The organism is Paenibacillus polymyxa (genome assembly GCF_015710975.1).
Taxonomy (GTDB): domain Bacteria; phylum Bacillota; class Bacilli; order Paenibacillales; family Paenibacillaceae; genus Paenibacillus; species Paenibacillus polymyxa.
Genome location: NZ_CP049783.1, coordinates 4,003,604 through 4,027,524, shown reverse-complemented (window position 1 = coordinate 4,027,524; position 23,921 = coordinate 4,003,604). Strand labels below are relative to the sequence as shown.

At 46.5% G+C, this 23,921-nt stretch carries 17 protein-coding genes, 1 tRNA gene and 1 pseudogene; 9 read left to right on the top strand and 10 right to left on the bottom strand.

Annotated features, from left to right (window positions below; genetic code table 11):
• Positions 1-34 precede the first annotated feature (34 nt).
• Positions 35-1,321, bottom strand: coding sequence for an MFS transporter (locus G7035_RS17850; RefSeq protein ID WP_019687971.1), 1,287 nt, complete (start codon positions 1,319-1,321; stop codon positions 35-37).
• 187 nt (positions 1,322-1,508) lie between these two features.
• Here G7035_RS17850 and G7035_RS17845 point away from each other — a divergent pair, with 187 nt between their 5' ends.
• Entirely contained in the window at positions 1,509-2,984 is a 1,476-nt protein-coding gene (locus G7035_RS17845; RefSeq protein ID WP_016822391.1) for an aminotransferase class I/II-fold pyridoxal phosphate-dependent enzyme, read from the top strand.
• A gap of 114 nt (positions 2,985-3,098) precedes the next feature.
• Here G7035_RS17845 and G7035_RS17840 read toward each other — a convergent pair whose 3' ends face one another.
• Both G7035_RS17840 and G7035_RS17835 read right to left on the bottom strand, forming a co-directional pair.
• Positions 3,099-3,404 carry a DUF1292 domain-containing protein gene (locus tag G7035_RS17840; RefSeq protein ID WP_007431055.1) on the bottom strand — a complete coding sequence of 102 codons (306 nt, stop codon included), beginning with the start codon at positions 3,402-3,404 and terminating at the stop codon, positions 3,099-3,101.
• Positions 3,405-3,483: 79 nt separating this feature from the next.
• Positions 3,484-4,041 carry a hypothetical protein gene (locus G7035_RS17835; RefSeq protein ID WP_013371897.1) on the bottom strand — a complete coding sequence of 186 codons (558 nt, stop codon included), beginning with the start codon at positions 4,039-4,041 and terminating at the stop codon, positions 3,484-3,486.
• Between the two features lie 200 nt (positions 4,042-4,241).
• Here G7035_RS17835 and G7035_RS17830 point away from each other — a divergent pair, with 200 nt between their 5' ends.
• On the top strand, positions 4,242-5,000 hold the full coding sequence (locus G7035_RS17830; RefSeq protein WP_019687972.1) for an MBL fold metallo-hydrolase: 759 nt from the start codon (positions 4,242-4,244) through the stop codon (positions 4,998-5,000).
• Positions 5,001-5,128: 128 nt separating this feature from the next.
• On the opposite strand, the gene G7035_RS17825 is transcribed toward G7035_RS17830, so the two are convergent.
• A complete protein-coding gene (locus tag G7035_RS17825; protein ID WP_016822393.1) occupies positions 5,129-5,365 on the bottom strand; it encodes a DUF3892 domain-containing protein in 237 nt (78 codons plus the stop codon).
• 86 nt (positions 5,366-5,451) lie between these two features.
• Complete coding sequence (locus tag G7035_RS17820) at positions 5,452-5,895, bottom strand: GNAT family N-acetyltransferase (RefSeq protein WP_029515124.1); 444 nt, start codon at positions 5,893-5,895, stop codon at positions 5,452-5,454.
• Between the two features lie 140 nt (positions 5,896-6,035).
• On the opposite strand from G7035_RS17820, the gene G7035_RS17815 reads away from it, so the two are divergent.
• A tRNA-Val gene (locus G7035_RS17815) sits at positions 6,036-6,107 on the top strand.
• Between the two features lie 272 nt (positions 6,108-6,379).
• Here the strand turns inward: G7035_RS17815 and nirD are convergent.
• Entirely contained in the window at positions 6,380-6,709 is a 330-nt protein-coding gene (gene nirD / locus G7035_RS17810) for a nitrite reductase small subunit NirD (protein WP_019687974.1), read from the bottom strand.
• 12 nt (positions 6,710-6,721) lie between these two features.
• Positions 6,722-9,154, bottom strand: a complete 2,433-nt coding sequence (gene nirB / locus G7035_RS17805) for a nitrite reductase large subunit NirB (RefSeq protein ID WP_019687975.1) — start codon at positions 9,152-9,154, stop codon at positions 6,722-6,724.
• A 442-nt stretch (positions 9,155-9,596) separates the two neighbouring features.
• Between nirB (G7035_RS17805) and G7035_RS17800 the strand changes: the two genes are divergently transcribed.
• Together G7035_RS17800 and G7035_RS17795 are read left to right on the top strand one after the other, a co-directional pair.
• A complete protein-coding gene (locus G7035_RS17800) occupies positions 9,597-10,199 on the top strand; it encodes an ANTAR domain-containing response regulator (protein WP_019687976.1) in 603 nt (200 codons plus the stop codon).
• 20 nt (positions 10,200-10,219) lie between these two features.
• Positions 10,220-11,293: an anthranilate phosphoribosyltransferase gene (locus G7035_RS17795; RefSeq protein ID WP_019687977.1), complete on the top strand. Its 1,074-nt coding sequence runs from the start codon at positions 10,220-10,222 to the stop codon at positions 11,291-11,293.
• A 132-nt stretch (positions 11,294-11,425) separates the two neighbouring features.
• Here G7035_RS17795 and nasC read toward each other — a convergent pair whose 3' ends face one another.
• Both nasC and nirB (G7035_RS17785) read right to left on the bottom strand, forming a co-directional pair.
• On the bottom strand, positions 11,426-13,606 hold the full coding sequence (nasC, locus tag G7035_RS17790) for an assimilatory nitrate reductase catalytic subunit NasC (protein WP_019687978.1): 2,181 nt from the start codon (positions 13,604-13,606) through the stop codon (positions 11,426-11,428).
• Positions 13,607-13,650: 44 nt separating this feature from the next.
• A complete protein-coding gene (gene nirB / locus G7035_RS17785) occupies positions 13,651-15,825 on the bottom strand; it encodes a nitrite reductase large subunit NirB (protein WP_019687979.1) in 2,175 nt (724 codons plus the stop codon).
• 434 nt (positions 15,826-16,259) lie between these two features.
• Between nirB (G7035_RS17785) and G7035_RS17780 the strand changes: the two are divergent.
• From G7035_RS17780 to G7035_RS17765, 4 genes and pseudogenes are all read left to right on the top strand, one after another.
• A pseudogene (locus G7035_RS17780) lies at positions 16,260-17,500 on the top strand (nitrate/nitrite transporter).
• 379 nt (positions 17,501-17,879) lie between these two features.
• Positions 17,880-19,598 carry an NAD-dependent malic enzyme gene (locus G7035_RS17775; protein WP_019687981.1) on the top strand — a complete coding sequence of 573 codons (1,719 nt, stop codon included), beginning with the start codon at positions 17,880-17,882 and terminating at the stop codon, positions 19,596-19,598.
• Between the two features lie 100 nt (positions 19,599-19,698).
• Positions 19,699-20,658: an AEC family transporter gene (locus G7035_RS17770; RefSeq protein WP_019687982.1), complete on the top strand. Its 960-nt coding sequence runs from the start codon at positions 19,699-19,701 to the stop codon at positions 20,656-20,658.
• A gap of 322 nt (positions 20,659-20,980) precedes the next feature.
• A complete protein-coding gene (locus tag G7035_RS17765; protein ID WP_019687983.1) occupies positions 20,981-22,744 on the top strand; it encodes a methyl-accepting chemotaxis protein in 1,764 nt (587 codons plus the stop codon).
• Positions 22,745-22,837: 93 nt separating this feature from the next.
• On the opposite strand, the gene G7035_RS17760 is transcribed toward G7035_RS17765, so the two are convergent.
• Positions 22,838-23,890 (bottom strand): glycoside hydrolase family 53 protein, encoded by a 1,053-nt coding sequence (locus tag G7035_RS17760; protein WP_019687984.1) that lies wholly within the window; start codon positions 23,888-23,890, stop codon positions 22,838-22,840.
• Between the last annotated feature and the right edge of the window lie 31 nt (positions 23,891-23,921).

The window sequence follows — 23,921 nt, the reverse complement described above, 5'->3', positions numbered from 1 at the left end:
AAATGCGGCCCTGATCCACTTCTAAAAGCACCGTTCAAGCCTTAACAACGGTTTTTCTCCGTGGATTGCGCGCCAAAGCCAGATGGCAGCCAAACATGAGCAGCATCACGATCCCACTGATGATAAATGGAGCTGTGTGTCCAGCGCGGTCCCATAGCACTCCTGAAACGAGCGGACCGATAACCATGCCAGAGCCTTGGAGTGTTAAAAAAAAGCCCCATACTGTTGCACGCTCGCTTTCCGGAATCAGTTGGGCAAGAAACGTGTTCCATGCAGGCAAAATGAGCGCATATCCCAAGCCAATAATTGCTACGGATACAAACACAAGCGGGATGGTCTGTACTGTTGAAAAGAAAAATAGCGTGGTCCCGGCAAGCAAAAATCCGATGTGCAAAAAGTACTTGGTTCCAAGGCGATCCACCAGCTTGCCACAAGGGATCAATGCCAGCACAGTCACCCCACCGCCGGCAATCAGAAGCACGCTATACAAGTTCGGTGAAATTCCGAGATCCGTCCGCGCGTACAGCGTTAGCACAGGGCTGATCAAACCGATGACAAAGGACTGCAAAAACAGCGCAGGGTAAATTAACGGATTCACATTAAGCTTGGTTTTGAGCGTGCTGATCGTCTCCTGGATACCACTCAGCACTTGCCGCTTCTGCTTGGACTTCCCATCAGAAGATATGAGTGCGCTCTGTTCGAGGTCACCTTTGCCAGCAGACCTGTTCGTTCCAGGCAGCATAAGAGCAACCAGTAGTAATACAATACTGCATCCTATCAAAATCATGAACACCATACCGTAAGAGTGTCCGTAGTGGGATATGGCGAAGTTCATAACGAGTGGACCCAAGCCCGTTCCGCCCATGGACGCAATTTCCAGTGTTCCCATCGCTGCACCATTATTGTTATTAGGTCCGGACATTTCGGTCGTTCCGGTCATCACACACGGCCAGAGCGGAGATGTCCCCAGTCCTAGTAGCAGACACGCGATGACGAGCCACACAGGTTCCGTCAGTGCGCTTAGCATAATGATCGCTACAAGTGTAAACAACAACGCGGTTGACATCGTGCCACGGTAACCGAGCCGTTCAGCCATCCAGCCCGCCGGTGCCCGGAATGCATTGTCTCCGAAATACTGAAGCGAAAAGGCTAAACCGATAATTCCGGCCGACAGCCCCAACGTTTCTCCCATATATACCGGCAGGATCGATACCAGAAGAGATCCCTTCATAAATTCGACCAGAAACACCAGTATCCATAATTTGGCGAAAAAAGGAGTCCACAGCCGCTGCGAAGCTTTTTTTCGTCTAATTTGCTTCATCTATCCCACATCCTCCGCCTTTGTTTTTTGTCTATACATTCGGGGTTCTCCGCCTACTCCACTCTTTCGCAAATAAATGCGCCCTCAATCGCTTGCATTCCTACTTCAAACTGCTATACTCAATTTTGTTCTATTATCAATTGCACAGGATTGTCGAAATCCTGCATGAAAGGTTGTGACAACACTAATGAATCAAAGCAACACCCCGCTTTTTACTGCTTTGAAAAAGCATGCTCAGAGCAATCCGGTTCAATTTCACATCCCAGGTCATAAAAAGGGAGTGGGGGCAGATCGGGAATTTCGCGAATTTATGGGGGATAATGCTTTTTCCATAGATATGATCAATATCGCTCCATTGGACGATCTGCATCAGCCATCAGGCGTCATTGAAGAAGCTCAAAAGCTTGCAGCAGAAGCCTTCGGAGCTGATTATACTTATTACAGTGTACAGGGGACAAGCGGAGCCATTATCACCATGATTATGTCCATTTGTATGCCAGGTGATAAAATTATTGTACCCCGAAATATACACAAATCCATAATGTCTGCCATCATCTTCGCTGGTGCGAAGCCGGTATTCATTTCTCCGGTCAGTGATGAGAATCTCGGTATTCACCACGGGGTTACAACCAAGTCCGTACGCCGGGCATTGGAACGTCACCCTGACGCCAAAGGCGTCCTTGTCATCAACCCGACATATTACGGTGTGTGCGCCGATTTGAAGGAAATTGTAGATCTCGCTCACAGCTATAATGTGCCGGTCCTGGTCGATGAGGCTCACGGAGTACTGATTCATTTTCACGCTGATTTGCCGATGTCCGCCATGGAGGCGGGGGCAGACATGTCAGCTACAAGCGTTCACAAGCTGGGTGGTTCTTTGACTCAAAGCTCGATACTAAATGTAAATACAAAAAACGGATTCGTTAATCCGCAGCGTGTACAAACTATTTTCAGTATGCTGACAACGACGTCCACTTCGTATATTCTGCTGGCTTCGTTGGACACATCCCGACGCAATTTGGCCCTTAATGGCCATGAAATCGCACAACGTGCTCTGGAATTAGCTGAATATTGCCGCGCAGAGGTCAACAAAATCGAAGGGCTATATTGCTTTGGCAGTGAAATTCTTGGCACGGAAGCTACCTATGATTATGATCCGACCAAAGTGACGGTTCATATTCGCCATTTAGGCCTTACCGGATATGATGTGGAAAATTGGCTGAGAGATCACTACAATATCGAAGTTGAGCTTAGCGATATGTATAATATTCTCTGTTTGGTGACTCCTGGTGATACCAAAGAGGAAATTGACATTTTATTAAAAGCTTTGCGCGAGCTGGCTTCACTGCACTATTCCACAGGTCAGCAGCATGAGCTGGTTGTAAAGATACCGGATATACCGCAGCTCTCCCTCATTCCGAGAGACGCTTTTTACGGAGATACGGAAATCGTACCCTTCAAGGAATCTGCTGGCCGTATCATTGCAGAATTCATTTATGTATATCCACCAGGCATCCCAATCCTATTGCCGGGCGAAGTTATTTCGCAGGACAATATTGATTATATTGTAGATCATGTGGAAGTAGGCCTGCCTGTTAAAGGACCTGAGGATCGAACGGTACATCAGGTGAAGGTTATCGTTGAAACTGACGCTATTTCTTAAACAATGATCTGTTAGCATCTGCATGCAAAAAAATGTTGATGGTCAACAAAAAAAGCCCCCATTCGGGGGCTTTTCTAGTGTTTTGAAGAGCAAGAGCAGCTGCTGTATCCAATCTTATTCGTATTGGGCAACAAGCTCGCTATAAGCTGCTTCTACACGCTTCCACTCATCTTCGTCCTCAATATTGTAAAGCACCATTTCTTCGTTTTCTTCTTCCATACGAAGAATGATACCATCCGCTTCGGGATTGCCACGCTCAAGCAACAGAGCATACACGTGATCTTCTACGTCAAAGGTCTCTACCAGCACCATTTCTACATCTTTGCCATTTTCATCAGTTAGCGTAAGAACCATTTCTTCATGTTCGTGGTCATGATCGTGGTTGCAGGCTTCACCGTGTTCATGTTTGTGATCACTCATGGAAATACCTACCTTCAAATTGTTTTATTTTCCCTCGTATCGTAACATGATCAAGAGTGCAGGTCAATTTGTGGTATGCCTAATTTATCGCTGTAATGACTTTTTCGGATACCAGTGTATAACTACCGTCTTTACTTTCTTTAATGTAGAAACCGACTCGATAGTTCCCTGCTGTTTTGAAATCATACGTAAAGTCGTTCGTACGGAACCAGAAGTTATCCTTTTGCGCTCCTTTGATATCTTGGGACTGAATATCCTTTACATTGCCCGAAGGGTCGGTAATCGCTACTTTCACTCCGGAGATATCTGTTTTCAGGGTATCAATTTGGCTGAAAACATTAAACTTCACTTTGTTACCTTTATTCACGTTACCAAACACAGTATCTCCCTTGAACAGGAACATATGCACGTTTGGCTGGTCGAAGACAACTTTTCCACCAGAGGGATCAAAATTTACAAGCCCGTTAAAGTCACGGATAGGCACATAAGTTTTCCCATCAATGACAACTGCGCCATCTTTTGACACTTCTCCGTTAATAATCAACTGCACTTGGTCCTTGGCGGACTCCGCCGAAATGACGGTCCCTCCCATTATTGAAAAGGCCATCACTAGGGCCATCACTTTTCTCCATTTCATACTACATATCCCTCCATCGTTATCTGTTAAAAACCATCTGTCGTACATTTATACCTAGCTCAGCCGCACAAGTTGCGCTGTGTTTCACAAATTGTCCAAAGTTTTTACATAAGGAGCCAAATCTTTAGTTCCTGCAGCCTAGATGTTAAAATACGATTGTAGAGTGTCTTATAACACATCGTCTGGAGGGTGAATCCATAATGGGCCTAACGATACAGATGCTTGGTACAGGTAGCGCCTTTGCCAAGCATTATTACAACAACAACGCGCTGCTGGATAGCGGGGAAGGCAAGCTGCTGATCGATTGCGGTACAACCGCATCTCTAGCATTACACCAGATGGGTGTCCCTTTGCCTGATATTGACGCTATTTTAATCACACATATTCACGCAGATCATGTCGGAGGCCTAGAGGAATTTGGTTTTCAAATGAATATCCTCCATCGTCGCAAACCTCTGCTTTATATCGCCGAACCATTAATCCACCCTTTATGGGAGCATACGCTCAAGGGCGGCATGTCACAGCAAGGTATGATTGACAAGCTTGAGGATGTATTCGAGGTAAATGTCATAACCCCTGGCGTACCCACCACCTTAGTACCGGGTATCCAGGTAGAGCTGATCCCTACACGGCATATTCCTGGTAAAAACAGTTACTCTTTGTTCATCAATGATCGTCTTTTTTATAGTGCGGACATGGTTTTTGATCCCGATTTACTTCATCATCTGGTGCATGAACGGGGATGTCGGAGCATTTTACATGAGGTTCAATTACAAGGTGCCGGAGAAGTCCATACAACGTTAGATGAGCTGCTAAGCTTGCCAACACCTCTTCAAGAGCAAATTCATCTGATGCACTATAGTGACGATATGGAACAATTTAGGGATAAGGCAGGGATTATGTCCTTTCTGGAGCAGCAACGAGTATATCCGCTAGCAGAATTGGAACGTGCAGAGTAACCGAGCTAAAGGGAGTATTAACAATTAACAAAAAGCCGCCCGACTTTCCTACAAAGGATAGCTAGGCGGCTTGCTGCATATTTTTTGTATACAATGATAAGCTTGGACGTTAATGTTGCGAGTCAAGGTCAGAACAACGGCAGTTGATCTAGGTTATTAGAAGGATCTCCATCGGCATCCCCTCGAATTCGTTTGCTTCCATCCTTGGCCTTGAACACGTTGACGCCTGCAATTGAACCTGCTTCAATCTCGTTCAACGCTTGGCTATAATCCAAAATCCGTCCAGTAGACGTCTGAAATGACGCAAGATCGCCATCCCCGTTTTTACGTACTGCCGTAATTTGTTCTCGTTCTGTATTAGCCATGCTGCATCGCTCCTTATCCATAGTATAGTGGAGGAACTTTTACTAGCATGCGCATTGTACAGCTTTGTATACACCCTGTGCCTCGACTACAACTTTTTAAGCATACGTACATGCGGTATTCCCGCATCGTCAAAAGGTTCATCGGAGATCGTTTCATAGCCAAGCTTTTCGTAAAACTTCTCAGCTTGACATTGAGCATCTAACAACGAGTATCTCAGCCCAAGTTCACGTGCACGTTCCTCCAGTGCTAGCAGTAATACACGTCCATAACCTGCTGCACGATGCTCCTTGAGAACGGCAATACGTTGCATTTTAGCTGTCTCTTCATCGTAATATGTCAGCCGACCAGTAGCCACCATTTCCCCATGTTCACAAATTAGCAAATGATGGGCGGTATCTCCCAGCTTGTCATAATGATCAATTTCAAGATCCAGAGGAACCTTCTGCTCTTCGACAAACACTTTGGTACGGATCAATATTGCCTTCTGCAGTTGCTCTTCTGTTGTTACAGTTATAATTTCTGCGGCCATCATCAGTTCCTCCTATCCTTAATTTCAAATGTAAACTCACTAAATTTGAATTATATATATAAATAGTCATGAAGTACAGGCTGATTTCTATTTTTTCACTTTACATATATGGTTAATACATGATATTATCTAGTAACTACAGGACGGTAGCTCAGCGGGAGAGCATTATCTTGACAGGGTAAGGGTCATGGGTTCGATCCCCATCCGTCCTATTCGTCAGAAGCCTTGATTTTCAAGGCTTTTTTTGTTTGTTTGAAGATAAAGCAAACGGTGCCGAGACGAGAAACTGGCCGTCGTTCAAGATTTAGGCAAAAAAAAAGCCAACCAGAAGTAAGGTTGACTTTTTATATACACCACGCTTAAGCAGCAATGTCTCTTTTTTCAGCAAGATTGAATTCTAGAGAATTGTTCGGCAATACGTATCTCTTCTATTATATAGAAGAACAACTAAGCCCAGCACCCCAAGCAAATAAACCTAATGCCCCTAGATTACGATGTAAACTGCTCCACTCTCACTGTCAATCTCCGTCGGGTAAGTGGTCACACATCCAGTATCCGGCTCTTGCACCTGACCAGTGGACAGGTCGACTTTCCAATCATGGAGCGGACAATGGACCACCGATCCACATATCATTCCTTCAGATAGCCGTCCCCCTTTGTGTGGACAACGGTTCTCAAGCGCACGCACGCTGCCGTCACTAAGGCGAAATACGGCTATCTCTGCATTATGAATGCGAACTGTTCTTGCTCCACGTCGGTCAATCTCGTTCAGATCTGCTATCCTGATTCTGCTGGTTATCGTATTGCTCTCCATTTGGTCAGCCTCCTATTCCATTACTGCCTTAAGCTCCGGCAGCTGTACAAAGTTTTTGCGCAGCTCTTCGTTATGAATGATTTCGTGCCACGGATCAGTCGTTGTGCTTAACGTCTCCTCAATTCTGCTTACCAGTTGCTGCCTCGTCTCCGCATTTGCTAATACCTGTTTGATCGACTCTACGCCTACCCGTTCTACCCAATGAGCTGTTCGCTCGTTCCAATTCGCCTGCTCACGGTAATACTGTAAATAGGCACCAGTCCATTCCATCACTTCATCCTCGGTTTTTACAGTACACAGCAGTTCTGCTGCCCGCACTTTAATACCGCCGTTACCTCCAATGTAGATCCCCCAGCCACCGTCAATAGCGACAACACCCAAGTCCTTGATCGTCGCTTCTGCGCAGTTACGCGGACAGCCCGACACAGCCAGTTTGACTTTGGATGGCGCATTCAGACGTTCGAATGCCTTTTCCAACCGGATGCCCATGCCCATAGCGTCCTGTGTGCCGAAGCGACAAAAAGTGTTACCGACACACGTCTTGACGGTTCGCAATGTCTTTCCATATGCATATCCCGATGGCATATCCAATTCGGACCAGATTCCCGGTAGATCTTCTTTTTTTACACCAAGCAGGTCAAGACGTTGGCCACCCGTAAATTTAACCAAAGGCACATTGTATTTCTCCGCGACAGCAGCAATCTTCTTCAGGTCGGCAGGTGAAGTAACTCCTCCATAAATGCGGGGCACCACAGAGTAGGTGCCATCTTTCTGAATATTGGCATGGTACCTTTCATTCGTAAATCTGGATTCCTTCTCATCCTCATAATCCAGTGGCCACAGCATACCTAGATAATAATTGAGGGCCGGCCGACATTTGGTGCATCCTTCAGCTTCGTTCCAGCCCAGCACGTTCATCACTTCTTTGACGCTCTTCAACCCCATTTCTCGGATACCATCAATAATCGCCTCCCGATCAAGTGTCGTACAGCCACATATCCCCTCTTTAATCGATTCTCCGGCTTCTGCACCTGCGTACAGCTGTAAGAGCCCCTCCACTAATGGCTTGCAGCCGCCGCATGATGCCGATGCCTTCGTGCAGGCCTTAATTTCCCCAAGACTCTTACAGCCAGCCGCAACCGCCTCTCCAATGTCACCCTTGGATACACCATTACATCCGCATACAATTTCGTCTTCAGGCATCTGCTCCAGCATCATGGTGCCACTACCTTCTGATTGACCAGGGTTAAAGCCAAGTAACAACTCTTTCTCTCGACCAACCACCGACTCCCCACTTTTAATCAGAGAAAACAACTTGGCTCCATCAGAGGTATCCCCAAACAGAACGGCACCGATCAGTTTTTCTTCCTTAATGACGATTTTTTTGTAGACGCCATCAATATCATCCTGATACCGCAGTGATCGCGTTCCCGACTCATCCTTGTAATTTCCTGCTGAAAATACATCGACGCCCGATACCTTCAATCTTGTAGAAGTAACGGAACCACTGTAGCCAGGAGTCTCCATTCCCGCGAGTCGCTGAGCCAGGACGCCCCCCTGCTCATATAATGGGGCAACCAGACCGTAAGTGATTCCCCGGTGTTCTGCACATTCTCCAACGGCATATATGCCAGGAATATTCGTTTCCATGTGATCATTTACGATGACACCGCGGTTTACGGGGATTCCCGCTGACACCGCCAGTTCAATGTCTGGTTTGATACCTACCGCCATAACGATCAAATCCGCTTCCAGTTCGCTGCCATCAGCAAACTTTAGCCCTTCCACGCGACGACGCCCGGTGATAGCCGCCGTCCGCTTATTGACCAGAAAAGTCATTCCCTGTTCCTCCAGCTCGCGCCGTAACATAAGGGAAGCAGCCTCATCCAGCTGCCGATCCATAATATAACCGTTAATATGAATAACTGTAACGTCCATTCCCAAATTGAGTAGCCCCCTGGCTGCCTCTAGCCCAAGCAATCCGCCGCCGATAACGGCCGCTTTTTTGTGCGTCTTCGCCGTCTCCATCATCATCTCGCAGTCACGAATATCCCGGAACCCAATCACACCATCCTTGTCGGCTCCTGGAAGCGGCAAAATGAAGGGTTTAGAACCTGTTGCCAACAACAGTAAATCATAAGAGACGCATACACCGGATCGTGAAGTCACCTGTCGCTTTTCCGTATCGATCGCTGTGACAGGATCATCGGTATACAATCGGATATTATTGTCTTCATACCAATTCCAATCGTTGATGATAATATCCTGCAAACCTGCTCCACCGGCCAGAACAGAGGACAGCATGATCCGATTATAGTTTGGATGGGGCTCGGCCCCAAATACCGTAATCTCATAGGCACCTGGTGCGATCTTCAGCAAATGTTCGAGAGTGCGTATCCCCGCCATTCCGTTGCCGACCAGCACTAATTTTTGGATGTAGTTCATTAGGTCACTCCCTCTCCATTTCTATCCTTAAAACATAAAAAGCCTGCTTCACATACGGGGATGCAAAACATCCCTCCACATGTGAAAACAGGCTCCATTGCCGTTTCATCGAATACGCCGTTGTATTCATCAGAGTATGAATTTAAAGTACTGTAGCCAATATATAACGATTCAAATCACATGTCAATATTCCTTACGCAAAATCTCGTAAAAATAATATTTTATCACTAAGTAACATATTGATGACGTATAAAATATCACTCTTCTACAAAATTAGGATTGATTTTCAGTCCAAAACACGCCAAAATGGTTTAAAAGTCCGTTTCCACTTCATTATGATGGAAAAGTAAACCCATCTCATCAAGTTATATGTCATATTTCTTATCAAGACATACAATCCTATGCTTATTTACCCTTCATGTTAAAGAGAGGAGGAGCCAGCTTGCGTTCCTTGTTGGTAATTCACTCACATGCTGACCCTGCATCCAAGCAGGCAGACACCATTCCCTCATGGCAGGCAGGACCTGAGCACCTTTTAGAATCCAACGGATACCTGCCTTTGCCCTGCCGCCATGAATCTGAAATCAAACAGCTCATCCATAATGCAGATGCGGCCTTACTAAACATACCTGTCGGCACAATCAGCATGTGGAGTAGCAGGTTGGAGCAAACCAAAGCAATTCCGTTGCTCTGGTGGTGCAGCGCGACATCAGCGCTGTCATCGACGGAGGCTTGTGAAGCAGACGTGACTGTCGACGGTATTCTAACCCCTTCCATGGCAGCCCATGAGCTGAATTGGGCTCTTCATTTTAGCGCCAAACGCTTTTTTGAACGCCAGCATTGGCAAAGTGAACGCAAACAACTGACCGCTCGGCTGGAAGAACGCAAATGGATTGATATGGCGAAGGGGATACTTGGCGAAGTAAACGGCATCCCGGAAGCGGAGGCATATGATCTGCTGCGTAAAAAAGCGATGAATGAGCGCAAACGAATCGTTGATGTGGCCATCTCCATTGTGAAAGCACAGCAAATGCTAAAAGCATAAATCTGAAAGGGGCCTTGAACATGAATATCATTGAAATATTAAAAGAAGTTGGGCGCGGCAAAAGAGGCGCTCGTGATCTGAACTATGCCGAAGCCGAAGCTGCCGCCGAACTGATTATGACCCGGTCAGCAACCCCAGCTCAAATCGGTGCCTTCTTTGCCGCGGAACGCATCAAAATGGAGAGTGTTACCGAGCTGGAAGCATTCGTTAATGTCTGTCGCAAATATTCCCACCGCTTTCCCATGCAGGAAGGCATTGATTTCGCCGGTCCGTACGACGGTAGGAAGTCATCATTTATTGCTACCTTCGCAACTGCCTTTCTACTTGCCTCATACGGATTACCTGTAACGATGCATGGGAGTGCACCCCTCCCTCCCAAATGGGGGGTTACACTCCCACTTTTGTTGCAGGAGATGGGGGTAGCGACTGCGGACATGTCACACGAAACCACCATTCATGCTGCGAAGCAGACAGGCGTGCTTTTCGTTGTTTCCGAACAATGGTGCACGCCCCTGCGGGATCTGCGGTCTATTCGCGAAGAGTTGGGGCTTCGCACAGTACTGAACACAGCCGAGAAACTGGTTGATTATGGTTCCTCCCCGTACATTGTATTTGGTGTTTTCCACAACACCGTATTCGACAAGACGGCGAAAGTCATGCAAAATCTGAGTTATCGCAGGGCTTTGATCGTCCAGGGGAGCGAAGGATCGGAGGACCTATTCATCGATCGACCGACCCGGACTTACCTGTTTGCTAATGGTAAGGTGTCCCTCCAGGTTATAGATCCCGAAATGTACGGGCTGGATTCGGTAGTACCAGAACACCACTGGACCCCTGCTGAACAGCTGCGCATATCAGAGGAAGTGCTGCAAGGCACAGCTCCTACTGCCTTCTCGAATCAAGTGTTGCTCAACGGCGCGGTACGACTGTTCATTGCAGGGCGAGTCGACTCCATCGAGGAAGGTTTGTACACCTGCAAACCGCTGCTAGAAAACGGGGGTGCCTGGAATTTGTACTGCCGCTGGCGTGAAGCAATGTTGAGAAAAGAAATAAAAACGGGTGCCAACACATCCGAACCCCATTTTCATTTATAAAACTCGTCTCCTACAGTCCAGCATTTATCGGGACATAAACTGAACTACTCAAAAAGGTCCGCCCCCATGCTCATGCAAAGGGGGCGGGCCTTTTATGCAAGGAAAAAGAAAATGCACTCACACCTTCCTGTTCTAGAACTGTGACCACTCCCCGTTATGTCCACTGGTTGCAGCTACAGCTAGGCGGAGGGGACGGATGCATACAGCTGCCGTCTTGAAGCCGGGCATCCGGCAGAACGGATCAAGGTCTGGACGGGTCGCCCGATTTACATTTTGCGTCCCGCCCCAATGCATGGGCACGAAAAGCGTGTCTTCGCGAATATGTGGCCTGATCCGGCTGCGGACGGTGAAGCTGCCGCGCTGGGATGTTATTTCCACCCACTCCCCGTCCCTGATATACCAGCGCTGCGCAGTACGCGGATGAATTTCTACATAATTCTCAATCTCACGCGCGGCCAGCGAAGGACTTCTGCGTGTTTGCGCGCCAGTCAAATAGTGAGCCAGCACGCGGCCATTCGTCAAAGTAAGCGGATATTCCTCGGATATTTCCTCTCCTGCTCCACAGCTTTCAACCACTGTAAAAACAGCCCTTCGGTTGGAAAGAGCAAAACTTTCCCGAAACATCGTATCCGTACCAGCTTCATCCATAGATGGGCATGGCCAATACACCCCTTCCTCGCGACGCAGCCTGTCATAAGTGATCCCGTAATAATCAGCAAGTCCCCCTCGGCTAGCGAGACGCAGTTCTTCAAAGATATCTTCTGCATCTTTATATGCGAAGTACCTCCCCTTGTTCAACCTTGCAGCTATTTGGCATAAAATGCTCCAGTCATCTCTAGCTTCGCCCGGTGCAAGGCGCACCGCTTCCCGCAGCAAAACGCGGCCTTCCAGATTAGTCATCGTCCCCGTATTCTCCAAATAAGACGTCACAGGCAAAACAACGTCGGCCTTTCGCGCCGTTTCAGTGAGAAACATATCCGCCACAATCAACAAATCGAGCTTTTCCAGCGCGTCCTCGACCAACCGTGCATTCGGGTTAGATACAACAGGATTAGAGCCCATCACGAACAGGGCTTGAATTTCTCCCTGATTCACAAGCTCCATCATTTCATAGGCCGATACTCCTTTTCCCGGCAAGCTGCTTGGTTCAACTCCCCACACGGACGCAACATAGGCTCGGTCTGCTTCATTCTCAATCGATCTGTAACCAGGAAGCTGATCAGCCTTTTGACCGTGCTCTCGCCCCCCTTGCCCGTTCCCCTGACCTGTGATGGCCCCATACCCACACCCTTCTCTTCCAATCTTTCCGGTGGCCAGCACGAGATTAAGAAATGCACGTACCGCCATATGTCCATCCGTCTGCTGTTCGACGCCCCTGGCTGTAAAAACGATGCCAGTCTCCACGCCGCCAAAGGCACGTGCTGCCTGCCGGATCATTTCTGCCTCAATTCCGCACAACGCAGCCGATTCGTTCAGATTCACCCCATTCAAATGAGTCAACAACTGGTCATACCCGTTGGTCCGCTTGCTGATAAATTCTTCATTTATCAATCCCTCATCCACGACGACCTTTAGCATGGCATTGGCCAGTACAGCATCCGTACCTGGTCTGATTTGCAGGTGCAGATCGGCTATTGCCGCTGTGGGAGTCGTGCGTGGGTCAATTACGATGATAAACGCGCCATTTTCCTTCGCTTGGTGAAAATAAGGCATTAACGTCGGCTGACATTCAGCGATATTCGTGCCTGCTAGCACAATACAACGAGCCAACGGAATATCAGCCAGCCTACAGGTCAGTCCGCGGTCAACACCAAACACTTTGCTGCCAGCAGATGCTGCCGCCGACATGCAGAAGCGCCCGTTATAATCAATATAGCGCGTACCTATAGCCACTCTGGCAAATTTCCCAAGTAAATAAGCCGTTTCATTCGATAACGAGCCTCCGCCGTAAATGCCGATTCCATCAGGACCCTGCGTGGACAGTAGCGAAGAGAAACTGCTAGTTACAGCATCCATCGCCTCTCCCCATGGGACAGGAACGAGCCTGCCCTCTTTGCGCAGGAGAGGCTGTGTCAGCCTTTCTGCATGAGTTGCATGCTGATGCGCATTCATTCCCTTGATGCACAACCTGCCTTGTGAGGCTGCATTAGGTTTCCCTTCCGCTTTATACACCGTTCGAACGATACCCGCGAGTGCTTCCGTTTCCGTACTAACGGTCATCTTACATTGCACGCTGCAAAATGGGCACTGTGTCTCCACCACAGGGAGGACGTATTGACCGGCTTCCAGTTTGTTTTCTCCTGACTGACACATAAAAGTCACCTTCCCTCTCCATTCACTACAACTCCCACAATCTGTTAACCTGTCAGCATGGTGGACCGCAGGCTACCGGTCAGCTCACTTCGCAGAGTAACGTCGAGCACACTTTCCCGCAGCGCTAGAACGCCAGTCCGTTCAATCCATTCCCACATTTTCTCCCCATACCTAGCACTATGCCTGTATATTTGCAAGCAGGTTACAACCATCAGCACCACTTCTTCCGGATTCTCCTCCAATCCAAGCAGCAACCCCTGACGAACCGGATGTCCTGCATGGCCACCAGCATAAACCTCCCAACCTGCTGGAGATCGGGAGATTCCAATGTCATGGACAAGCACGCCATCGGGATACTCTGAACCCGGACTAACAGCAACCGCAACTGGTGACGGTAATGAAAGACTGCCCCATACTGCTGCCAGCCGCTCTCTCAACCAGATCACTCCACCAGAAGCCTGATCGATCGGGGCAGGATCAACAAAATCCCTACGTTCAACATCCAAATTTGTAAAACTCAGGCCCACAGAACCCGCTTCCCCTTCGTATGGTACGGTGGGCTGAAGCGCAACGCCTATTCCCAGTTGATTTGTTGCAGATCCGTTCCGCAAACCTAGAGATTCCAGATAATAAAGTACAGCAGGACGACATAATTCACAGCCCTGCTGCCTGGTCCAACCGAGACGAGATACCACTTCCTCTAGAGTTCGACAAACTGCCTCCACCATCGCTGTCTTAAGCGAATCATGATCATAATGCGTACAACCACACACAGGAACAACTTCTTGAGCAGTCGGAGTAACCACAGGTCCAGAAGCTGTCGCTCGGGACAAACCATTTTTGACCAGTGCAGCCACTAGCGGCCGGCAACCACCGCAGGAACCGGACGCTTTGGTCCGGCTCTTCACCTCTTCGACTGTTTTCAGCTTATCTGTGGCAATCACTCGCAAGATATCCCCCTTGCTCACACCGTTACATGCGCATACCGTCTCTCCTTCGGGCAATGCTTCCGCAGCATCCTCTGCTTTGCTTTTGCTGTTATTCTGAGGTGTAAGCTCTGTAGTCGGCGCGCCGCGCCGAACCATTCCAAGCAGCGAGGTGCTTTCCGCCGTATCGCCGAATAAAATCGCTCCAGTAATAGCGCCAGCGCGCATCATCACTTTTTTGTACATCTCCTGCATACCGTTATATTCCATGATCGCAATCTCGTTTCCCTCTTCACGAATGTCTCCTGCCGAAAACACATGAATTCCCGCAACCTTGAGCTGGGCATAGGGAACCGTCCCTTCATAAGGAGCCGTTTCACGACCACAAATCACCTTTGCCAGCACTTTGCCCTGCTCATATAGCGGCGCCACCAGCCCATATGAAATTCCACGGTGCTCAGCACATTCGCCAACTGCGTAAATACCAGGAATACTCGTGCGCATATAATCATCCACGACAATGGCACGGTTTACTGTCAGACCACTGTCCTGAGCCAAAGCGATATTGGGCCGGATACCAACCGCCAGCACGACCAAGTCTGTTTCCAATCTGTTCCCGTCCGCAAACATCAATCCTTGTGCCCGGTTGCGGCCTATAATATTGACCGTATCCTTCGCCAAATGAAACCGCATGCCCTGCTGCTCCAACCGCCGTTGTAAAAGCACAGCCGCAGTACGGTCAAGCTGACGATTCATCAGATACTGCGCATTATGAACAACGTCAGTTTCCATCCCTAGATTCAGCAAGCCTTGAGCAGCCTCAAGCCCCAATAGCCCTCCTCCGATGACGGTGGCCTTGCGATACGTTTTGGCATATCTGGCCATGGTTTCACAGTCATTTACATCACGAAAAGCGATTACTCCCTCTTTTCGGACTCCGGGAATGGGAGGTATGAAAGGCAAAGAGCCAGTTGCCAGTATGAGAATGTCATAGGGCTCTTGAATGCCGGATTCCGTTTCCACCATACCGGTTGCTACATCAATACGACACACACGTTCACCGGCTTGCAACTTTACCCCATTTTCTTCGTACCAGTCCCAGCTATGGGTAACAATATGTTGGAACGTGCTCTCCTCCTGAAGCATTTTGGACAGGAGCACACGATTGTACCCGGGACGTGGCTCTGCACCAAATATTGTGATTTGGAACCGCTCCGGCTCCAGACTGAGAATTTCCTCCACACATTTGATGCCTGCCATACCATTACCGATGACGACCAGTCTTTTTATCATAATTAATCCAGCCCCATTCTCTGAACCTAAAATAAGACAGAAAAAGCCCTTCTCCATTCGATGGAAAAGAGCACCGTTGCCGTAAATGTCGGCACATCGTTGTACCGATATGTACTTAAGATTACTGAATTGTGAGTATGATGTCAATATTCAATACATGAAACCTGTATTTAAACCTATTTTTTTAATTTATTATAATTTTAATGTTATGTATATTGACACAAGTAGAATGTCTTTTTATAATTTGAATTAAAATCACTACCATGTGATCATACCAAAGCGATGCACAATGAAGTGTGTCAAACACGGCAATGAAGCCGCAAAACGTTCCCAATATCAATGACGGGACGATTTGCGGCTTTTTATGTTCAGCAGAGGGCTGAAGTCTAAGGCCTGAGCTCTACAAACCCCAATAAGAACAGGAGAGATGGAGAATGAAGAAAAAAAGTTTCTGGCACAGCGGACACAAGCCCACCCTTTTTGGCTCTTTTTTGTATTTTGATATTAGCTTTATGATATGGGGGATGATTGGACCGTTGGTCGTTGTCATTGCTAATGATTATCCAATGGACCCTGTACAAAAAGCCAACCTTGTCGCTCTCCCGATACTCAGCGGCTCTCTGTTGCGACTTGTGCTTGGATTCATGTCAGATTATATCGGTCCGAAGCTCACGGGACAGATCGGTATGCTTGTCACGATCATTCCTCTCCTGCTCGGCTGGCTGTGGGTTGATTCGCTGGAGCAGTTGTACACTGTCGCCCTGCTTCTGGGTGTGGCCGGCGCCTCATTTGCAGCTGCACTACCATTGGCTGGCCAATGGTACCCCAAAGAGCATCAAGGTCTGGCCATGGGAATTGCCGGTGCCGGCAACAGCGGGACCGTCCTCGCAACTTTGTTTGCCAACCGTATTGCCCAACATTTTGACAGTTGGGAGGTCGTGTTTGGATTGGCCATTATCCCATTTTCATCGTCTTTGTTCTGTTCAGTATTTTTGCCCGCAACAGCCCTCATCGCCCAGCACCAAAAAGTCTGGCGCAATATGCTTCAGTGCTCAAACAGAGGGATGCCTGGGTGTTCTGTGCCTTTTATTGCGTGACGTTCGGTGGGTTCGTCGGCCTTTCTAATTATTTGACCATTTTCTTCAATACCCAATACGGCCTCTCTGCGGTGCATGCCGCTGATTTTGCAACCGTTTGTGTGATTGCCGGAAGCTTCTTTCGTCCTGTAGGCGGCTTTTTGTCTGACCGGATTGGTGGTTCTCGCATGTTAATGTATTTGTATGCCGGGGCCGGGATAATGCTCGCCAGCATTGCATTTTTGCCACCACTTGCCGTAGTCGTAGTTCTGCTGTTCGTAGGCATGATGTGCCTTGGGGCTGGCAACGGCTCCGTATTCCAGCTTGTGCCGCAGCGATTCGGCAACGAAATCGGGCTTATGACCGGCATCGTCGGGGCTGCTGGTGGCATAGGTGGATACTGTCTTCCTCTTATTCTGGGCCATCTGTACAAATTAACGGGTTCTTACATGCCTGGCTTCATCTGTCTAAGTCTGATCACATTCTGTGCTTTTGTCCTCGTCATTATCATGCAATTGAAATGGCGCAACAGCTGGATGCAACGCTCTGCTCCAGGCGCTAATGAAGCCGTTAACCGAATCGGAGAATTAAATATCTGACTATCCACTAAATAGACAGCCACCAAACGTTTAGATTTTAAGCCTCAATTATCCCTTATAATAAAAAATAGCTTAACTTCATTTATAGAAAAATGAAGTTAAGCTATTCCTCTATACATATTCAATCAAATTATAAGAGCTATGAAAAAAGTCACATTTAATGAATATTTACCGAAAACATTATGAAAATTTAATGAATTTTTCAGTTGAAAATCATTGAAAATCGCTTTCATTTTCATATTTTTTCTTATGTAAACACTTATATAACCATTTTTCACACAACATACTTGTTCACTTGGTTTAAAATAAGGCGTATACTTGTTCACGAATTGTTCAAGGGTTAACCAAATGTATTTTTTTAGGAAAGAAGGAATTGGAAATGCGTGCTTTTCATGTTACGGAAGATGGAACTATCGAAACCAAATTAACCGGAAAGGATCTTCTTGCCAACCCACTGCTGAACAAAGGAGTGGCTTTTACGCTGGAAGAGCGTCAGCAGCTTGGACTTGACGGCCTCCTTCCTCCTACCATATTAACTATTGAGGAACAGGTTCAACGGGTATACGAGCAATTTCAAAGCCAACCAGATAATTTGCGTAAAAACGTTGCATTAAATGATCTTTTTAATCGGAATACCGTCCTTTATTATCGTTTGCTTTCCGAGCACCTGAGCGAGATGCTTCCGATTGTTTATACACCAACAGTCGGTCAGGCTATTCAGGAATACAGTCATGAATATCATAAACCAGGTGGTATGTATTTATCTATTGATAACCTTGCTGGCATCAAAGAAGCTTTTAAGAATTTGAACTTGGGTCCTGATGATATCGACCTGATTGTAGCCACAGATTCTGAAAGTATTTTGGGAATTGGGGACTGGGGAGTTGGCGGTATTAACATCTCTATTGGTAAGCTTGCTGTATATACAGCCGCTGCTGGTATTGATCCTAGCCGGGTACTGGCCGTTGTGCTGGATGCGGGTACAAACAACGAAAAGCTGTTAGAAGATCCTTTATACATGGGGAATCGTCATAAGCGTGTACGTGGAGAACAATATGATCAATTTATTGATACTTATGTTCAAGCTGCACTTTCTTCTTTCCCGAACGCACTGCTGCACTGGGAGGATCTAGGTAACGTCAATGCTCGGAATATTATCAACAAGTACGGAAATAATATTTTAACGTTTAATGATGACATTCAAGGTACTGGCGCGGTTACACTAGCAGGTGTGATGTCTGGTGTCCAATTGTCCGGAATCCCACTGAGCAAGCATCGGGTTCTAGTGTTTGGTCCAGGAGCTGCCGGAATCGGCAATGCAGACCAAATTAGTGCGGCTATGATGCTCGAAGGATTGTCAGAAACTGAAGCAAGACGTAACTTCTGGGCATATGATTACCGTGGTCTGCTTACCAATGAAACGGAAGGACTTTTCCCATTCCAGGTCCCTTATGTGCGTGATGCTGCCGAATGCCGTGACTGGGAGCATGCTGAAGATGGCAAAATCCCTCTGCTTGAAGTCATTCGCCGTGTGAAACCGACGATTATGATCGGAACTTCCGGTGTTGCTGGAGCATTTAGTGAGGAAATCGTGAAAGAGATGGCCAAGCATACAGAACGCCCTATTATTATGCCAATGTCCAATCCGACTCCTCTGGCAGAGGCAACTCCTGAAGACCTGATCCACTGGACGGAAGGAAAAGCCCTTATTGCAACAGGAAGTCCTTTTGAGCCAGTAATCTACAACAATATTAAGTTTGAAATTGGACAATCCAATAATGCTTTCGTATTCCCAGGTCTTGGTCTTGGAGCAATCGTAGTAAAATCCAAAATTATAACAGATAGCATGTTTGCAGCAGCTGCCCATGCAGTAGCTCAAATGGTTGATTTGTCACAGCCTGGTGCTTCCCTGCTGCCAAAAATCAACGAACTGCGAGAAGTATCTGAAGCTGTAGCAGTGGCAGTCGCCAAGGCAGCCGTTCAAGATGGAGTTGCGCGTCATCAGCCGGATGATATCGTACAAGCGGTTCGGGAATCCATGTGGGAATGCAAATATAAACCCATCAAACAGTATGGACAGGAAGCCGTTCTGGTTTAAAAATAGCGAACAACATCAAAATTTATACTTGCTGTAAGCAAAGTGATTATTTAACTGATGTCCGCCATTTTTGGCGGACATCTTTATTGGAGGCGACATCATGGCTACAGGTCATATCTTTATTATCTTAATTCCTATTTTCTTTGTCATTTTAATTGGTTATTTTGCAGGTTTTTTTAAGGCTTTTAACCCAGCTTCATCTAAGGGATTAAATACACTGGTAACCAAATTCGCTTTACCTGCACACTTGTTTATTGGTATTACGACGACACCAAGAGAGACGTTAATCCAAAAGTGGCCCTTTCTTGTTGCATTGCTGCTTGGAGTGATCGGCTTTTACATTGTATTGCTCATCTTATATCGCTTAATTGCAAAAAAAGGTCTGACAGAATCCTCCATGTTCGCATTGAATTCAACACAGCCTTCTTTCGCATTCATGGGGATTCCGGTTTTGGGAAGCTTGTTCGGAAGTGCGGCGGTCGCCATTCCTATTGCGATTACCGGCATCGTCGTTAATGCGATTCTTGATCCGCTTGCAAGTATTTTGGGAACGGTCGGCCAGCGTAAATCAACAGAATCTAACGACACTAAAGGCAATTTATTTACAGTCACTATAAAATCTGTCCTTCATGGACTCAGCGAACCGCTGGCTTGCGTACCCTTGATTGGTGTTGTATTGACTTTATGCGGATTCCAAGCTCCGAAGCTTTTGCAATCCATGTTTGATCAGATCGGCAATATTACTGCTGGTACGGCTCTATTTGCTATTGGGGTAACTATTGGGATTAAAAAGATTACGTTCAGTCCAAAAGCACTTAGTATCGCTGTACTGAAAGCGATCGTGATGCCTATGGTTATGCTCGGTATTGCTGTTCTGATCGGACTGTCCCCTGAGGATGTAACCAAAGCCGTACTGCTTGTCGCATTTCCCGGCTCTGCTGTAGCCGCTATGATCGCGACCCGCTATGAATCACTGGAAACAGAAGCGGCATCTGCATTTGTTATAAGCTCAGTATTATCGCTTATTTCGCTCCCTCTGCTCATTTCACTACTTGTATAATGACAGAAAGCTTTCAACGTTCAGCGAAAGACTGTTATATAATGATTAAGGGCATTCGTTCGCCCGCATTTATCTTATTTTTTAAATATTGTTCAAACAATAAAGTAATTTAGTTGTATTTGAGTTGAAACCAGCTATCCCGTCTTGCTAGCAAGCGGCGACCTACATTTATTGCATGTGGGTTGCCGCTTTTGTTTTTAGTGAAACCAGTAAGTATATCCCAATTGTAATAATTCGCTAACATTTATAAAGGAAATTGACGAAATATATAAGGGATAGCTGTACTGTAGCATTAAATTAAAATTTAAAGGAGAAGAAACTTGTGAAAAACTTGAAGTGGAGCACTATGTCCTTTTTTGGTAAAAATCTATTAATATCTTTTCTTAACATCGTATTAATAGGTGCTATTCTTATCACATCTAGCTATATACTTCAAAAGAACATTCTCACCACGCAGCTGCAAGATCAGGTTAAAGTGCTGACCAAAAAATGGGCAGAAGATGTTGACAAAACAAAAGTACAACAAGCATTAAGCGAAAAAGATTATAACGGTTCTGTTCAACAGGAATTACGTAAATTTCTAGATTCTATTCACACATTTTATCCTAATGTCGCCCAAGCTTACATATTTGGGACAGAACTAAAAGAAGGAAATCAAACCTCCATTATTGGCGTTCCCACTAATTTGGTTCAAGCTTTCCAAGACTCGAAGATGAATATTGGGGATATGTACACTCTGCCTGACGAAAATGCAGAAGCCGTAAATAAGGTGCTTCAATCCAATGAATCAGCATTGAGCAGCTTTTATACGGACGAATATGGCACATGGACTACGATTGTTTACCCGATTACAGACGCAAGTGGTAAAGTCACAAGTGCAATTTACTTTGACGTAGATGCGAGCTCTGTACCTACAGGTCTTCATAAGCTGCTTGTATATGGTGTTTCACTGCTCATTCTGTTTCTTGCTATCTTCTTGACGATTCAATACTTGCTGGTAAAACGCACGCTCTCCCCAATTCGTTCCTTGATGAAGGGAATTGAAGAAGTCAGCGAGGGTAATCTGAATGTGAAAATTAAGACAGGACTAGACGACCTTGGTATTATTAATCAAAAATTTAATTCTATGATCAAGCGCCTTAACGATACAATGGTGAAAGTACAGGATACGACGCAAGAAGTAACGGGATCAGCCCAGGAATTGTTAAGCATCAGCGAGAAAAACAGTACGAATACAAACGTCATTAACAGCAATATCCGGGAAATAACCCAGGGGCTTGAGGCTCAGGATCACGCAGCACTTGAAAGCTCCAGGGCTATGAATGAAATGTCTACAGTGATCCAAACCATCGCTGAAAGCTCCTCTTCTGTTGCGGATCAAGCTTATTCCATGGAAAAGCGCTCCGTTGAAGGCAATCAGGTAGCTCAAAAGCTATCCACTCAGATGGACTCTATCTCCACTACAATGGAAAGTACAGTTGATTCCGTTAATGCATTGCAGAACCGTTCTAACGAAATCAGTAATATTGTAAGCATCATTACCGGTATTGCCAGCCAAACGAATCTGCTTGCTCTCAACGCTTCGATTGAAGCTGCCAGAGTCGGCGAAGAAGGCAAAGGTTTTGCAGTAGTAGCTGGAGAAGTGCGTAATTTGGCTGAACAGTCTCAAGAATCCGCCAAACAAATTGCAGAGCTTATTGAAGAAATTCAAAAAGAGATTGAACAAACTGTAAAAGGCATTAGCCTGGGTACAAAAGAAGTTCACGTCGGACTGGAAGTTACGAAGCAGACAGGCGAAATGTTCTCTGAAATTTTAGAAGCGTCCAACAAAGTGTCGTCACAAATCCAGGAGGTATCCAGTGCAACTGAGCAAATCTCGGCCAGCACGCAGGAAATGTCAGCTACCTCGGACGAGTTGTCTTCCACAGTTAGCAAAACAGTCAACAGCAGCAAACAAATTGAACAAACCATTGGGGAACAGACAGAGTCTATGGCTTCGATTGTCCAAGCTTCGGACAAGCTTACATTGATGTCCGGGGAGCTGGAAGAGCTTATTTCATTCTTCAAGGTAAACCGGGAAGTCTAAACATTATAACTACCCAATCATCATAAAACAAAGAACCTCTAATCTGCATAGAATGCGCATTAGAGGTTCTTTGATATGCTCTTACATCGTTCTTTAGTTTAAAAAGCCTTCCAACGCTGAGGTTGGCTTACCATCAGCCTGCCAAGCACCTTTGTTATAGCCTTGATTATAACCTGGGGTTGCAGCTGGCTCCCAATAAAATACGCCCACGCCTTTACCGCCTCCGATACTCCGAACCTTCGTTTTGATTGCAGAAATAAATGCCTTGGAAGCAGCAGGTTCATTATATTCCATCCCGATTTCACTGATAACAATGCCTTTACCATATTTCGCAATGAGGCTATTGGCATTGGTAATCGTCTGATCCACCTTACCCTGCCAGTCAGAGGAAGACGGATATAAAGACAGTCCAATAAGGTCAAACTGAGCTCCATTTTCAATCAGTCCACCAATGTTCCAGTTCAAAACGGAACTGTTATCCCCATTAGCTAAATGTACGATCGTCTTGGTGCTGTTGCTTACGGATTTAACAGCGTTATTCCCTGTATTGACGAGCCACGCATAGTTTTTCATATTCACTGAGGCTTTGCCGTCATCCCAGAGCATGCCATTGTTCGTTTCATTGCCGATTTGCACCCAATCCGGTGTCACACCCTTGCTCTTCATCGTGTTCATAACATAGACGGTATGGGACCAGACCGCATCCATAAGTTGTGTAAATGTAAAATTGCGCCATGCGTAAGGCTTATTCTGCTGTCCTGGGTCAGCCCATGAATCGCTATAATGCAGGGTCAGCATAACGCTCATGCCTAACTTTTGAGCTCGCTGCGCAAGTTCTGCTGCCTTCTCGGCATTCATGTATCCGCTTGCATAATCCTTCATGTCAGGATTTACCCACACTCGAATACGAACCGAATTGATCTGATAATCGTCCCGTAAAATTTGCAGCACATCCCGGCGAACCCCTTTTTTATCCTTCCAGGTCATACCTTGGGCTTCCATCCCTGCGACCCAGCTTATATCTGCTCCTTTGGCGAAAGCAGGGGCGGCCGAAGCCGCACCCACTCCCACAGAGCCCAATGGGTACAAAAAGCTGGATAACAAGATCAACATCGCAAATACCATAGTACGTTTACCTGTTTTCATAAGTCATCCCCAATCTAAATTGTATACTCAC